The sequence below is a fragment of the Candidatus Binatota bacterium genome (assembly GCA_012960245.1).
Classification (GTDB): Bacteria; Desulfobacterota; Binatia; order UBA1149; family UBA1149; genus UBA1149.
The window spans coordinates 56,002-69,755 of the sequence record DUBO01000060.1 but is presented as its reverse complement, the minus strand read 5'-3'; the positions used below and the strand labels follow the sequence as shown (position 1 = coordinate 69,755).

Genomic DNA, 13,754 nt, shown 5'->3' with positions numbered 1-13,754 from the left:
TGCTTTTCCACCTACCAGCCACGGGTCTCGCCTACTTTCATCACCCAGTCCACCTCCGGCCCCCGCGCCGCCAGCGTGGAAGCAGCCCTGAAGCGGCGGGGCGGCTCGTCGAGTGCTTCATCGGCAAGATCAAAAGTACCGAAGTGGACGGCTACTGTCTTCGAGGCGCCCAGGCTGACCGCCGCATCTATAGCCTGCTCCGGGTTCATGTGCGACAGCGACATGATCTCTATCGGCAGGTAGGCGCCCACGGGCAGGGCGGCCAGGGTCGGTCTTCCGAGTCGGCGGCGGATTTCATCGAAGGCGCCGGAAGGGGCAGTGTCACCCGCAAAATAGAACAGCCTGTCTTCGGACTTGACAGCCCAGCCGGACCAAAGAGCCCGGTTGCGATCCCGCAGCCCGCGCCCGCTCCAGTGCCGGGCCGGAATGCAGGTGATCTCCAAGCCATCTATCTTGACCGATTGCCACCAGTCCAGTTCGAGCACCGGTCCGATGCCCTTATCGCCCAGGAGAGCCGCGTTGCCCAGCGGCACTACGAAGCTGCTTCCCCGCTCGGAAAGAGTTTTCAATGTAGGCAGATCGAGATGATCGTAGTGATTGTGCGAAATCACGACGAAAGCGATGTCGGGAAGTTCGGCCAGCAACATTCCAGGAGGCTGGAGGCGGCGCGGGCCGAGTTTTATGGGGCTGGCGTATTCGGACCACATGGGGTCGGTAAGAAAGTACACCCCGCCCTGGCGAACCAACAGGCTGGAATGGCCGATCCAGGTTACCGTCGGGGCGTTTTGATCCGCCTTCCAACGCTTAAACATGGCAGCGCTATCGTCCACCGAGACGGCGGCACGACCAAGCGGGCGAAACGTCCTGAACACTCTTCCCGCCAGGAATCCCATCCCGGTTAGAAAGGCGGGGCGGCCACCGTCCACATAACCCGGGTTGGTAAACCCACCTGCTGGAACATGGTGCGCAGGCAGCTCTGCTGCGCCTGCCGGCGAAAGCGTAAGCAACACCACTACCACGGTGGCGACGGCGCATTGTCTCGGCAGGCCTGAAGACCATATTTCAACTGCTGCCGCTGCGCCCACGTACCGCTGCTACTGCCGGGTCAGACCTATGTAAAGTCTGGTGTTTACCGCTGTAACGTGTTTCAATTTGCTGCCGTGGAAGAGCGCGCAGAGCGAATTGTAGAGTCCGCCGTTGCCCTGGCCGAGAAAGGGGGATTCGAAGCCGTGCGGCTGCGCGACGTAGCTGCTGATGCCGGTGTGGCCCTGGGTACGCTCTACAGGCATTTTCGCAGCAAGGAAGACCTCCTGGTCGCGGCCCTGGCGGCCGAAGTGACTACTCTCGAACGCTACCTCAGCAGCAATCCGGCCCGTGGGGTCAACCCTATAGATCGTGTGGTGTCGGTTTTTGCCGTGGCCACCAGCGGTATGTGCCGGCGACCGAGACTGGCCCAGGCGATACTCAAATCGGTGGCCTCGGCCAACCCTGACCTGACCGAACAGGTAGCAACCTTTCACGGGCGCATAGCCGCCCTGACCGATACCGCGCTGCACGGACCCGAGACCGGAAACAACGGCAATGATCACTCTGCCGAAGCGCTGGTGCTGCAGCAGGTCTGGTTCGCTTCGCTGGTGGGCTGGGCCGGTGGACTGCACGACCAGGAAGCAGTGGTCAGCAAGGTCAGGGTCGCGGCCGGTTTCGTTCTCGGCTGAAGCAGATTGCTACCGGCGGCGCCATGGCAAAAAACATTCGGTGCCGCCGGCACCGGGCCCTGCCAGAAGCAGAACCCGAATGCCGGTTACACCGAATACGGCTAACAGAGCTCAGGGGGGTCGTCCGATCTCTGCTTGCCGGTGTACGCCTTTAACAGGCGCACACAAAAGATATTGCAAGTTGGGGGCCAAAGCCCAGACGTTCTTAAAACCCTTATAAATTGGGCTTCCGGCCAGTATCCTCCACCCTTTCGGGGGAACGGGGGATAGCCCAGCCTGAGTTATATAACCGCCCGCGGCAGCTCTTGTGCCCCCCAGCCGAGTCAGCCCGTTTCAGCGTCGCGGCGGAGCCCCGCCTGCTCCATCATCTTCTGCATTCGCTTACGGTCGACCGACACGAACATTCCCCTGCCCCGAGCCAGCACGATCTCGTCCTTGCAGAGCTCGCCCTCGGCATAGATCTTTCGTCCCTCCACCCGCGCAACTGAGGCGCGACAGTTAAGGTCCACATGCAGCGGTGTAGGTCGCAGGTAGTCGATGGAGAGAGTCGCGGTCATGCCCGGACTGCCAGTGATTGATTGCGCGAAGCCCAGCAGCTCATCGAACAGCTCGGCTACAACCCCACCGTGAACGTGTCCCGGCGGGCCTTCGTAGGCCGAGCCAAACTTGACGAAACCGCGCACCGTGTCGCCTTCGAGCTCCAGCCTCATGGGAGGAGACAGGGGGTTGGAAAGACCCACAACTGGGCTGCGGTCAAAGAGCGCGTGAACGTTTCCGGCCGTGGAAGTTTCGGCAAAAGCGTCAAGGCTGCCGCGTTGCGGCTGCTGCTCGAGTTGTTGCGAAATCTTGTCCATCTCGCCGGCGGCCGTTTCGAGCACCCCCGGCTCCGGATCAGAAAGCACCGCCAGCCCTATCAAGCGTCGCAGGCTGGCCGCAAGCTTGCGTTTCTCGGCCCAGGTGCCTTCCGCCGGTACGGCCGACGACTGCCACCAGGCGTGGGTCTTGTCGGTGTCGTCTGCCAATTCACTTTCCCTTGAAGCGGGCTGGGCGTTTTTCAAGAAAAGCCCTTGGACCCTCGCGGGCGTCTTCGCTGGACATCACCTCCATGCCGAGTTCGAGTTCCCGCACGAAGGCCTTTTCCTCGGGCAGGCACGAGCTCTCCAGCACCGAAGCCTTGATGTTCCGAACAGCCAGCGGTCCGTTCTTCGCTATCGCGTCGGCCAGTTCCCTGGCCTTGGCCAGGGCCCCGCCATCTTTGACCACGTGGCCCAGCAAGCCGACCCTCAGCGCCTCGGCGGCGTCCAGCGGCGCGCCGGTGAGCAGCATCTCCATAGCTACCGTGTAGGGAATCTGTCTCGGCAAGCGCACTGTTGTGCCAGCCATGGGAAACAAGCCACGGCAGACTTCAGAAATCGCTATGCGCGCGCCCTCGCCCGCCACTCGAATATCGGCTGACATGAGCATCTCCATGCCGCCGGCGTAGCAATAACCTTCGACAGCGGCCAACAACGGCTTGGCCAGGCGGTACTCCTTGAGAAAGCCCTTGTAGATAATCGAGTAGTCCTGCTGAATACGTTCTTCGTGCTCGTTGTCAGGGGGCAAGCCCTTCATGAGCTTACCCACGAGCTGGTCGAGGTCAGCGCCGGCAGAAAAATTACCGCCCGCGCCGGTGAGAATGGCCACGTGCACGCTGTCGTCGCCGTCTACCAGGTCCCACGCGTCAGCCAAACCACAGAGCATTTCGGGATTGAAGGCGTTACGGGCTTCGGGCCGATTGAGCGTCAGGGTAACGACGCCTCCATCGCGTTCGACCAGCAGTGCGGGTTCAGACATCAGTTGCTTCCCCCAGTGGCGAGCCTTGCGGGCGGGGCGCAGCTCTTCACGGTTTGTCGCTGCTCACCAGCCACATGGCGAAGTACTGCGAACCGCCACCATAGGCGTGACCCATTGCCAGCTTTGCGCCGTCCACCTGGTGTTCGCCGGCCATGCCTCTTACCTGCAGGGCCGCCTCGGCAAAACGCAGCAGGCCTGACGCGCCTATCGGATTGGAGGAAAGCACACCGCCCGACGGATTGATGGGCATATCACCATCCATCGCGGTTGCTCCCGACATTGTCATCTTCCACCCCTCGCCCTGCTCGGCAAACCCAAGGTTCTCCATCCACATCGGCTCAAACCAGCTGAAGGGAACGTAGATTTCCGCCACGTCTATCTGCCGCCGCGGGTCGGTGATTCCCCCCTTTCGGTAGAGTTCAGCCGCGCAATCGATCCCAGCCTGCGGGTTCACACCGTCGCGGCCCGCAAACATTGTGGGTTCGCTGCGCATCGCGTTCGACACGATCCAGGCCGGGTTTTGGCAGCTTCCCAGAGCGTCCTCGGCGGTCAGCACCAGCGCGCAGGCCCCGTCCGAAGACGGGCAGGTCTCGAGGTAGCGTATGGGGTCCCAGAGCATGAGCGAATCAGCCACCATCTCTTCGGTGATATCGGGCATCTGGAGGTGAGCGTAAGGGTTCTTGAGAGCGTTGAGGCGATCCTTAACTGCCACCTTTATGCCCGTATCCGCCGGCGCCCCCGAGCGCTCCATGTAAGCGCGAATGTAGGGTGCAAAGTACCCGCCCGCACCCGCGACCAGCGGAGCTGCGAATGGAATTTTCATCATCAGCACCCAGGACGCGTCGGCCTCGGATTGCTTCTCCCAGGCCACCACCAATACCCGCTTGTGCACGCCTCCCTGCACCAGTCCAGCCGCCACCAGGCCGGTCGAGCCGCCCACGCTACCGGCGGTGTGCACTCGTATCAATGGCTTACCGACCGCACCCAGAGCGTCGGCCATCATGAGCTCGGGCATCATAACGCCTTCGAACTGGTCGGGTGCCTTGCCGACCACCACGGCGTCGATGTCTTCCCATCCCAGGCCGGCGTCAGCCAGGGCACGCACCGCGGCTTCACGAACCAGCCCGTGCATGGACACGTCGCTGCGCTCAGCGTCGTGGCGGGTCTGGCCAACGCCTGTAACGGCGCAGCGCTCGCTCATCGACCCGCCTCCATGACGCAGACCAGGTTCTGCTGCAGGCAGGGACCAGCCGTCGCGTGCCCCAGCACCCTCGAGGCAGTGCCGTCGTGAATGCGCCGGGCTGCTTCGCCTATGCGCGCGAGCCCCGCCACCATGAAAGTGTGGCCCGCCAGCGCACCACCCGAGGGGTTAAGATCGACGCCGTCGCCAAGATCAAGCTCGCCCGCGAGGAGCAGCTGCTGGTGAGAAAACGGCGCGTATACCTCGGCGACTTCGATGCCGCCCCTGCCGACACCCGCGCGCTCGCCGGCCATTCGCGCCGACGGGCAGGTGGTCAGGTCGCGGTTGCCCGGCGCGTGGGTATCCACCCTGTGGTCAATACCGCTTATCCACGCCGGCTTGTCACAGACCTCTGCGGCGCGGTCGCCAGCAACCAACACTATCGCGGCTGCACCATCGGTGGAAGGAGCAATGTCGTGCTCACGCAGAGGATGCGCCACGCGTGGGCGCGACAGCAGCTCGTCAACGTCGGCGGGACTTTCCGCTTCGGGAATCGCCGGGTTGCCCTGGGCCGCCTCGCGGCTGCGCGAGGCCACGGCTGCCATATCGGCTTCGCTGACCGTACCCGCGGCCAGCATGGCGCTGGCCTGCAGGCCAGCCAGGCTGATGGCACCAGGCCACAGGGGCATAAGCGTGTAGGGGTCGAGCTGACAGCTCATTACCTTGTCGAGATCTGTGAGCGAGGTCTTGCCGAAACTGTAAATCAAGGCGGCGTCAATATCGCCATGCTGAAGCCTGACCCAGGCCTCGTACAAGGCCCAGGCTCCGTCCATCTCCACGTGGCTCTCTTCAATCGGCGGCCAGGCGCCGACCGCGTCCAGGGCCATGACGAAAGAAAAAGGCACGCCGGTGAGATAATCGCAGCTGCCCGAAACGGTAAAACCAATGTCGCTCTGCTTAAGGCCGACGCTATCGAGAGCCTCGCGCACCACCGGCATAACGATCTCAACCTCGTTGCGCTCGCGGTCTGCCCTCAGGTTGGGAGCCTGGGCGAACGAAACCACGGCTACGTCGCGCATCAGACATGCTCCTTGTAGGATTCCCGGGGAGCATCGGCTTCACCGGTCGGTTTGAAAAACAAGATGTTCTCAAGCGTCGGGCCCCACTCGGAGGGATCTCGCCAGACAGCCTCAACGCGCATACCCATACGTATTTCGTTTACATCAACTTCCTGCACGACGAAGAAAAACGGAATGTCGGCGCCGTCGAGCAGTATCTGAGCGCACACGTAGGGAATCTCACGAACGGTGGAAGCAAACTGGAGGTTCACTACGCAGAATGTTGTGACGATTCCCCTGTCGGCTACCTCCACCTCCTCGGTGGTGGGTAGACCGTGGGTTGGCGATGAACCCCGTGGAGGCATGTAGACCTTGCCGGTGGCCGGACAGCGCTGGCCCAGCAGTTTGCCGCTTTCGAGGCCCCTGAGAAAACGCGCCTGCGCCTTACCCGGCGTGATCGTGTAGTCCAGGCGTATGGGGCACACGATGCCTGTTATGGGATCTTCAGCCATCAGTCTCCTACCAGCCTGAAACACTCGATATCGGTGATGAAACCGTGCCTCTCGTCACGCCAGGACACCTCCACGCGGCTTCCAACCTGAAGCTTTTCTGCGCTGCCGCAGTCAACGGCGTGCAGGAGGCCTGTATCGGCTCCGTCCAGCTGTACCAGAGCCCACGCGAAGGGCTTGTCGAGGGGATGTTCGGCCCGCGGTTCGGCAAGCCAGCTGCAAGCGGTGACCGTTCCAATCTCACCCACCTGCACGAAATCATCGAGTTCATCACCGGTGACAGGGTCGGTTTCAACGGGCGGAACCAGGACGCGCCCGTCCGCGGTCCGTATTCCTTCAATCTTCTTGTCGCGCAGGCCGCTCAGAAAACGGCCAAGCACGGGACCGGTGCTGCGCGTATAACTGTACTCAAGCACGTAGGGCGCGGTCAGAATGCCCTTGTTCTCACCTGTTTCAGCCTTTCTGCTCATCCAGTTATCCGTCGACCTGCTCGGCAGCATACCCCCGCACGAGTGAAACGTGTTCTACCCGTAGAACACCGGCTACCGCAAGTCTCGGCGAGCAATTCACACAGCGAGTCGCGATTGCTCACCGCGCGCGAGCCCCTCATTGGCCGGCCAGCAGAACACCCGAGACTTATCCAGAGAGGCAGGCAGGCACTCCACGCAGAGCCGTTGCATCTGTTCGTGAATATCTCGCGGTGTAACCCGCGCGCCCAGCCATTCCTCGGTAGGAGCAGCGAGCAAGGGATCCGTGGGATGAAGTCGTCTCATTTTCTCAAGCACTTTCGGCGGAAAGCGCAGCGGCCCCAACGACAGGGAGTGCAGCGACGAAGTCGGTACACAGGCAAAAAGATCATCGATCAACTGCTTGTAGCCCCGCTCCCAGCCATCGTGAAACAACAGCGGGTCGAGCCTCGCGCCAAGTTTCCAACCGGCCCGCGCGAGCCCCGCCATTGCTTTCAGGCGTGAGCGAACCGGAGGAGCGCCGATGTCGAAGCGATCGGCAACCGCGGGAGGCGAAAGGCTGAAAGCCACCACGCAGTTGTCAATCGGCTCCCTCGCCAGCAGCGCAGCCGTATTGACCGAGCGGGTACGCAACTCGAGCCACGCGCGCGGGCGCTGCTCAAAGAAACTGAGAAACTCTCCGGCGAAACCCGTGACCGCATCGAGAGCCAGCGAGTCACCGTCATAACCCGAAAAGAAACAAGCCTGTTCACCATCGCCGAGTTCGCCGATGCGTTCGTCCACCGCCGTCATGAAGTCTTCGTAGTTAATGAAGAGAACGAGGCTGGCAGAGTTGTAACTGCCCTGCAGAAAACAATAGCGACAGTCGTAGGGACAGTTGAGCAGGTGGGAAAAATAGAAGTCCTGCTCTGCACCTATACCCGACCCCGGCGGCACGGGCAGGACCATGCGGCCGCGCTTGCGAGCGATCAGCAGGGCGGGGTTCGCCTTCTGCAGGCGAAAATCCTGGCCGTGGGGATTGAAAACCTCGCCGTAGTGATCGCAGCTGACGACCCGGGCGCGGGGCAGGCGTTTCATGACGGACCGGGCCCGGGGGTGCTCGAGCAGATCGCGTTCAATGTAAATGGTCTCGATCACTGACCGTCCCGCTGCCACATCTCATCGAGTCCCGCTTCGAGCTGCCGCAGCAGTTCGCCAGCTGCGGTGCCGCGGGCCAAAGCGGGTTGCTTCACCTCCGGCAGCTCTCGTCCCGGAAACAGGGCATTCCAGCGCTGCAGCAAGCGTCGGAGCAGGGCGGCCTGGGTCACCGAGCAAGCATAGTCTTCGGACACTTTCTGCCATTCCGCCGGCGGCGCGAGTCGGCTTGCCCTCTGTTCGGCCGGGCCCCTCAACGCAGCCACCATCGAAACGACATCCTCAACCGCCAGTTCGACCAGGGACTCGACCCTGGTCTTGCTCAAGCCAGCCTCCGACAAGGGCTGAGCCCGGTTGTCGGACACGACCTTCAGGCAGTGCACGAGTTCCGTGCTCGAGTAGCGCAGGGCCGTCGCCATGAAGGCCGACCCTTCCATGTCGTGAAGAAACCCGGGGCGATACTCACTGCTCGGCCTGTCTACGGTCAGAAGCGGGGACGTTCCCAGGGCCAGGCCCGCGGGTAACGCCGGGTAGCGCACCCTGCCACCCGCCTCTTCCTGAACAGATTCGGCCACCAGTACGCGACCGATCTCCTCCTCAGCGTGCCCGGCAATACCGACGTTGAGCCAGGCCGAACAGGCCGGGTGTCCCGACAACCCCTGCAACGTTACGACCCCCGCGGCTGCATTGACCCTGCCGATGCCAGCCTGCAGGAGGAAAGTTTCGCGCGCGTCATCACACCAGGCCCTGAAGCCGCCTTCGACAGGCAGTGACTTCAAAGCAAGGCCACGCAGCAGGGGTGCGGCTTCGCAGCCCATGGCTACGACCAGGTTAACGGTCGCCGCGCTCACCGCTGGTACCTGCCGAGTTCGGCCGCGCGTGCACGGAACGCACACGCCTCCTGCACCCTCCCCCTGCGCTCAGACCCGGCGGCGAGAATGTCGAGGCGGCGGCGCGCCTCGGCGGCGGCCGCCCGGCGCCAGCGGGGCTGCAGCGTCCCCGGGAGCAGCACCTTCTCCAGTGCTTTGACCCGAAATCGGTCCATGGCGGGGTAGCGCGCGGATAGCTGGTCGGCGTGCCCGCCCCAACGCGTGGCGAGTTTTTCGTCGAGATACAGCACTGGAAAACGAGCGCTGACCCTCAACCAGAGATCGTAGTCTTCGCAGGCAGGCAGGGTTTCGTCGAATACGCCGACCGAGGCAAAAACATCCCGGTGAACCAGCGCGGTCGAAGGCGAGATACAGCACAGCGGCAGGCACCGCTCGAATACCCAGCCACCGTAACGCGCGTGCTTGCGCATCGGGTTCACGCGCCGGCCGTTACGCAACCAGATCTCGTCGCAGTGGCATATTTTCATCGATGGCCGTTCAGAGAGGGCCGTCAACTGTCGCTGCAACTTGTCGGGATGCCAGGCGTCGTCCGAATCAAGAAAGGCGAGCCAGTCCGAGCTACTGCTGGCGATTCCTCGATTACGTGCCGCGCTCACGCCCGCTGGCGCCTGCATTAACAGCTTGACGCCGGGGTAGCCTTGCTTCACCAGGTCAGCACTGCCGTCGACCGATCCGTCATCCACCACCACGATCTCATCGGGTGGCCGTAGCTGGGCCAGCACCGAGTCGAGCGCCCGGCCGAGCAGCTGCATACGGTCGCGCACCGGAATGACCACCGCTACTGTCTGGCTGCTTTCAATCATCGCGATTTCGGTTCCTGTAGACCCTGCTGTCAAAACGCTCGAACAGGTTCTCGCCGCTGCAAGCGCGCTCCGCAAACACCGGCAATTGAAAGGCAGCCGATTGTAGACCCGGTTGGTAGTAAGAACAGGATGCGGCTATTTCCTTCGCGCGTTGCTGGTCAAAAAAATCCCCCGGGCGGCGAGTAGACGAGGCCCAGGCCAGGGACCAGCAACCACCTGGGTAAGTGGGAATCATCGCGAGATAGGAATCCACCTGGCCGAAGGCCGAGCGAATTTCACGGTTTATGGCACCAAGCATGTCGGCGTTCCAGTGGGGTGATTCGGTCTGCGCGGTCATCACTCCGCCGCTGCGCAAACAAGCTCGTACCGCCTCGTAGAACTCCCGCCTGAACAAACCGACCGCGGCGCCCACCGGATCGGTGCTGTCGACTATGACAAGGTCGAAAGCGGCAGTATGCTTCTTTATGAAGGTAATCCCATCCTCGAACACGCACTCGGCCCTGGCATCGGCGAAAGCTGATTCCGGCCAGGAAAAATACTGCTCGCAGACCCGACTGACGCGCTCATCGAGCTCGCAGAGCACGACTCTCTGCACGCAGTCATGGCGCAACACCTCACGCAGGCAACCGCCGTCGCCTCCCCCGATTATAAGAACGCTGGCGGGATCGGGCATCGCGAGCAGGGGAACATGAACGAGCATCTCATGGTAAACGAACTCATCTCGCTCACTGAGCATGAATACATCATCGAGGGTGAGCACCCTGCCGAAGAAGCTGCTGTCGTATACCGAAATTTTCTGCCAGGGAGATCGCTCTTCGTGGAGCAGGGCGTCCATCTTCACCGCGAAGCGAGCAGACCCGTTCGCCTCCTCGGTGAACCACTCGCCATCAAAGCCACCGCGCGTCGCCGGCATGAGCCCCCCGTCAAGCAAGGCCGCTGCCTGGTCGCTACTTCCAGGTTTGTCCGGTAATCCCATGCCGCGTGATCAGCCCTCGGCCCTGCGCAGCTCGACCAGATCGCATTCCCGGCTCAGAACTTTAACATCCGCGGCTCCGAAAATTCGGTCGTCGTCGATCTGCTCGGGCAAGCCTCGTATGATTTCGCGCTGACGTGCGCTGCCGGCGTGCAGACTGGCTGCGAGATAACCAAACGCGTCGCCCGGTACGAGACCGCCACAGGTGAAGATATCGATTGCCGCGTAACCGTTCTCAGGCCAGGTATGAAGCGACAAGTGAGACTCGGCAATGACCACCGTACCGCTCACCCCCTGGGGTGCGAAGCGGTGAAAGGTTTCACCTAATACGCTGGCCCCGACGGTTTCAGCAGCCCTGATCATGATTTTCCGCAGGCTGTCGAGATCATCGAGCAGGGGCCTGTCGCAATCATAAAACTCAATAAGAAGATGTCGGCCAACCGTTTTCATCGCTGTTCCTGCGGCAGCAGCGCTTTGCTGCCCTGCCCGCCCCTGCCAAACCTCGACCTTGTCCCATTTTCCGGCAAGGTTTTCCAACCGCGAACAGTAGAGAACAAGGCCTGTGCTGTGCCCAAGCGGAGTGGAAAAAGCTGCACAAAGGGTGCCCATTCTGGCATCATAATGAGAGGAGTTTCACCAGAATATGTCAAAGAAAAACAAGTCCAGGCGAACTCGCCCTTCCCGCAACACGGCGCCCCTAGAAACGGCTGCGAGCGAAGAAGCCGAGGATGGGGTTTCCGAGCACGCGCCGGCGCTGGTGGCCGCCCTGGTCGCAGTATGCGCGGTCGGCGTCGCGGTGGCTGTCTTCCTCGTGCGGCACAAGCTCAAACTCGGCCTGGACCCGAGCTATGTTTCTTCCTGCAACCTGGGAGGCGCCCTCAACTGCGATAAGGTCAACGCCTCGAGTTACTCCGAGTTCCTCGGCCTCCCCATCGCCCTTTACGCCGCTCCGATTTACGCGCTGATGGCTTTCCTGGCAGTGCAGGCGCTGTCGGCCATCAAGACGGCAACCAACGTTTCGCTGCAGCAAGCCCGTCTCGCCCTTCAGTCGACGGCCCTGCTGGCACTCATAGCCGTGGTCTACTCGCTCTTCCTGGCCTGGGTTTCAACCGTCTGGCTGCGTGCCTACTGCCTGTACTGTATAGGTCTGTACACGGTAAACCTCGCCGCATTTCTGCTCGCCTGGAAGGCTTCGGGCTCCACCCTGCGCGAGGTCACAAAGACACCCCTGCGCGCACTGGCATCGTTTGCCGCGCCCATTCCGCAGGCCTTGCTGGTAGTGGCTGTCAGTGCCGGCGTCGCACTCGGGGCTTACTACACAGCCGGCAGCTCGATGGAGACTGCCTATCGCGGAGCCATAGACGCCCAGTTTGCCGCGGCAGATTCAGCTTCTACCGGGTCACCTGCCACCAAGTCAGCTACTGAAAGCGCGACCGACAAGCAGGCAGCCCCGGCCGCGGAAGCGTCAAAAGTTGCTTCCCCAGTCGTCGCTGGCAGAGGCCACGGAAAAAAGACCTCCGAAGGCTGGAGCATGTTTGAAACCCCGCTCAAGGAAAACGAGTTCTGGCTGGGCAACCCCGATGCCGACGTCACCATCGTTAAGTACGCCGACTTCCAGTGCGCCTACTGCCGGATGCTCTCCAACTCTTTTAAAACGGTGATGGCTAAGTACGGCGACCGCGTAAGGCTGGTCATGCGCCACTTTCCGATGAACGTAAAGTGCAACCGCTCGATGAAAGGCTTCGACAAGCACCCTGTCGCTTGCGAGACGGCGTGGGCTGCCCACTGTGCTGGCGAACAGGGCCTCTTCTGGAAAATGCACGACCTCATGTACGATAACCAACCCTCTCTCAACGTGCAGACGGTAGGAGACTATGCCGCCGGGGCTGGCGCCGACATGGACCTCTTTCGCTCGTGTCTTGAAGCCGAGTCCACCCGTGCGGCGGTCACTGATGATGTAGAGACTGCCTTCAGGGCGGGGATATACGGCACGCCTCGCACCTATATCAACGACAGACTGGTCACCGGTTCGGCATCGGCCTCGATCCTGGAGTATTACATAGAAAAGGCCCTGGAAATCGCCGACTCCGCCGAGGCCGGGGTCGCGATAACGCCCGCGGGCGACGGCAGTTCCATGGTGTCGGCCGGCGACGGTTCTTTCTGGATCGACCCGTACGAGGCCGCGATCACCCGCGACGGCCGAGCGGTGAGCCAACCGGGACTTGAGCCGGCGCGCGTGGATTTTTTTGGCGCCGAAAAAGCCTGCGAGGCCGCCGGTAAGCGCCTTTGCAGTGAACTCGAATGGGTTAGCGCGTGCACCGGCAAGACGGCAGTAGACAACAACTCCAACGACCTCTTTGCCGACGACGCCATAGAAGGAAACATGTACCCCTACGGCCCGTACTACGAAGAAGGCGTCTGCAACGACTCGGCTGACAAGCAGACCGGCGAACCCTCGAACACCGGTAGCCGGGCCGGCTGCCGCACCGCCTCGGGCCTGTTCGACCTCGCTGGTAACATAGGGGAATGGGCCGACAGCGGTCGTGACCGACGCACCCTGCTCGGCGGCTACGCCTCGAGCAAATCGGGTGCCGCCTGCAACCGACGCACATCGACTGTAGGCCCCGGCAGTCGAAACAAGACCACCGGCTTCCGCTGCTGCGCAGACGAGAACGTCGCCACGCAACCCGTCGACGCTTCCATGCTCAGCGCCAACGTTACCGACCTGCTTGATACCAGGGCGCCGGTCTTCTCGACTACCGACGCCGAGGGCAACGCAGTGAGTGAGAGCGCCTACGAAGGGAAGCTCACGCTGCTCAACTTTTTCGCTTCCTGGTGTGGGCCCTGCAAAAAGGAATTCCCTTTCCTGGCCGACTACAACAAGGAGTTCGGCCCGCGCGGCTTCCAGGTCATAAGTGTCGGTGTTGACAGCCTGGCCAGCAGGTCGATCGAGTTCGCGGAAAGCTACGAAGTCGATTTTCCAGTGATAACCGACACCCAGGCCGTCCTCAAGGGCAAATACCTGGTGCACTCGATGCCGGCTACCTTCCTTGTCGACGGCGACGGCGTGATCCGTTACCAGAGCACCGGCTTCAATCCAGCCGAGGACGAGCCCAGGCTCAGGGCCGCGATAGAAACGCTACTCAAGGAACCCAGCCTCGCGCAGGGCCGGTAAACCAGCCCAAGCGCACG

Annotated in this window: 12 protein-coding genes and 1 pseudogene; 2 read left to right on the top strand and 11 right to left on the bottom strand. The window is 62.1% G+C overall.

Annotation, left to right across the window (positions count from 1 at the left end; translation table 11 throughout):
* Positions 1-11: 11 nt before the first annotated feature.
* A complete protein-coding gene (locus EYQ35_12105) occupies positions 12-1,085 on the bottom strand; it encodes an MBL fold metallo-hydrolase (GenBank protein ID HIF64876.1) in 1,074 nt (357 codons plus the stop codon).
* Between the two features lie 6 nt (positions 1,086-1,091).
* Here EYQ35_12105 and EYQ35_12100 point away from each other — a divergent pair, with 6 nt between their 5' ends.
* Positions 1,092-1,715: a TetR/AcrR family transcriptional regulator gene (locus EYQ35_12100; GenBank protein ID HIF64875.1), complete on the top strand. Its 624-nt coding sequence runs from the start codon at positions 1,092-1,094 to the stop codon at positions 1,713-1,715.
* 323 nt (positions 1,716-2,038) lie between these two features.
* Here EYQ35_12100 and EYQ35_12095 read toward each other — a convergent pair whose 3' ends face one another.
* The 10 genes and pseudogenes from EYQ35_12095 to speD all read right to left on the bottom strand — a co-directional run bounded on the left by EYQ35_12095 (position 2,039) and on the right by speD (position 11,012).
* Entirely contained in the window at positions 2,039-2,737 is a 699-nt protein-coding gene (locus tag EYQ35_12095; GenBank protein ID HIF64874.1) for a PaaI family thioesterase, read from the bottom strand.
* 1 nt (position 2,738) lies between these two features.
* Positions 2,739-3,548 (bottom strand): crotonase/enoyl-CoA hydratase family protein, encoded by an 810-nt coding sequence (locus tag EYQ35_12090; GenBank protein HIF64873.1) that lies wholly within the window; start codon positions 3,546-3,548, stop codon positions 2,739-2,741.
* A gap of 46 nt (positions 3,549-3,594) precedes the next feature.
* Positions 3,595-4,749, bottom strand: coding sequence for a thiolase domain-containing protein (locus tag EYQ35_12085; GenBank protein ID HIF64872.1), 1,155 nt, complete (start codon positions 4,747-4,749; stop codon positions 3,595-3,597).
* On the bottom strand, positions 4,746-5,807 hold the full coding sequence (locus EYQ35_12080; GenBank protein ID HIF64871.1) for a lipid-transfer protein: 1,062 nt from the start codon (positions 5,805-5,807) through the stop codon (positions 4,746-4,748). Before EYQ35_12080 ends, EYQ35_12085 begins: the two co-directional genes overlap by 4 nt.
* Positions 5,807-6,765, bottom strand: a pseudogene (locus EYQ35_12075) (DNA-binding protein). The gene EYQ35_12080 and the pseudogene EYQ35_12075 overlap by 1 nt, the downstream one beginning before the upstream one ends.
* Positions 6,766-6,861: 96 nt before the next feature.
* A complete protein-coding gene (locus EYQ35_12070; protein HIF64870.1) occupies positions 6,862-7,899 on the bottom strand; it encodes a DNA photolyase in 1,038 nt (345 codons plus the stop codon).
* Positions 7,896-8,747, bottom strand: a complete 852-nt coding sequence (locus EYQ35_12065) for a hypothetical protein (GenBank protein HIF64869.1) — start codon at positions 8,745-8,747, stop codon at positions 7,896-7,898. Before EYQ35_12065 ends, EYQ35_12070 begins: the two co-directional genes overlap by 4 nt.
* Positions 8,744-9,589, bottom strand: coding sequence for a glycosyltransferase family 2 protein (locus tag EYQ35_12060; protein ID HIF64868.1), 846 nt, complete (start codon positions 9,587-9,589; stop codon positions 8,744-8,746). Before EYQ35_12060 ends, EYQ35_12065 begins: the two co-directional genes overlap by 4 nt.
* Positions 9,582-10,565: a polyamine aminopropyltransferase gene (speE, locus tag EYQ35_12055; GenBank protein ID HIF64867.1), complete on the bottom strand. Its 984-nt coding sequence runs from the start codon at positions 10,563-10,565 to the stop codon at positions 9,582-9,584. Before speE ends, EYQ35_12060 begins: the two co-directional genes overlap by 8 nt.
* Positions 10,566-10,574: 9 nt before the next feature.
* Positions 10,575-11,012 carry an adenosylmethionine decarboxylase gene (speD, locus tag EYQ35_12050; GenBank protein HIF64866.1) on the bottom strand — a complete coding sequence of 146 codons (438 nt, stop codon included), beginning with the start codon at positions 11,010-11,012 and terminating at the stop codon, positions 10,575-10,577.
* Positions 11,013-11,205: 193 nt separating this feature from the next.
* On the opposite strand from speD, the gene EYQ35_12045 reads away from it, so the two are divergent.
* On the top strand, positions 11,206-13,737 hold the full coding sequence (locus tag EYQ35_12045) for a redoxin domain-containing protein (GenBank protein ID HIF64865.1): 2,532 nt from the start codon (positions 11,206-11,208) through the stop codon (positions 13,735-13,737).
* The last annotated feature ends 17 nt before the right edge of the window (positions 13,738-13,754 follow it).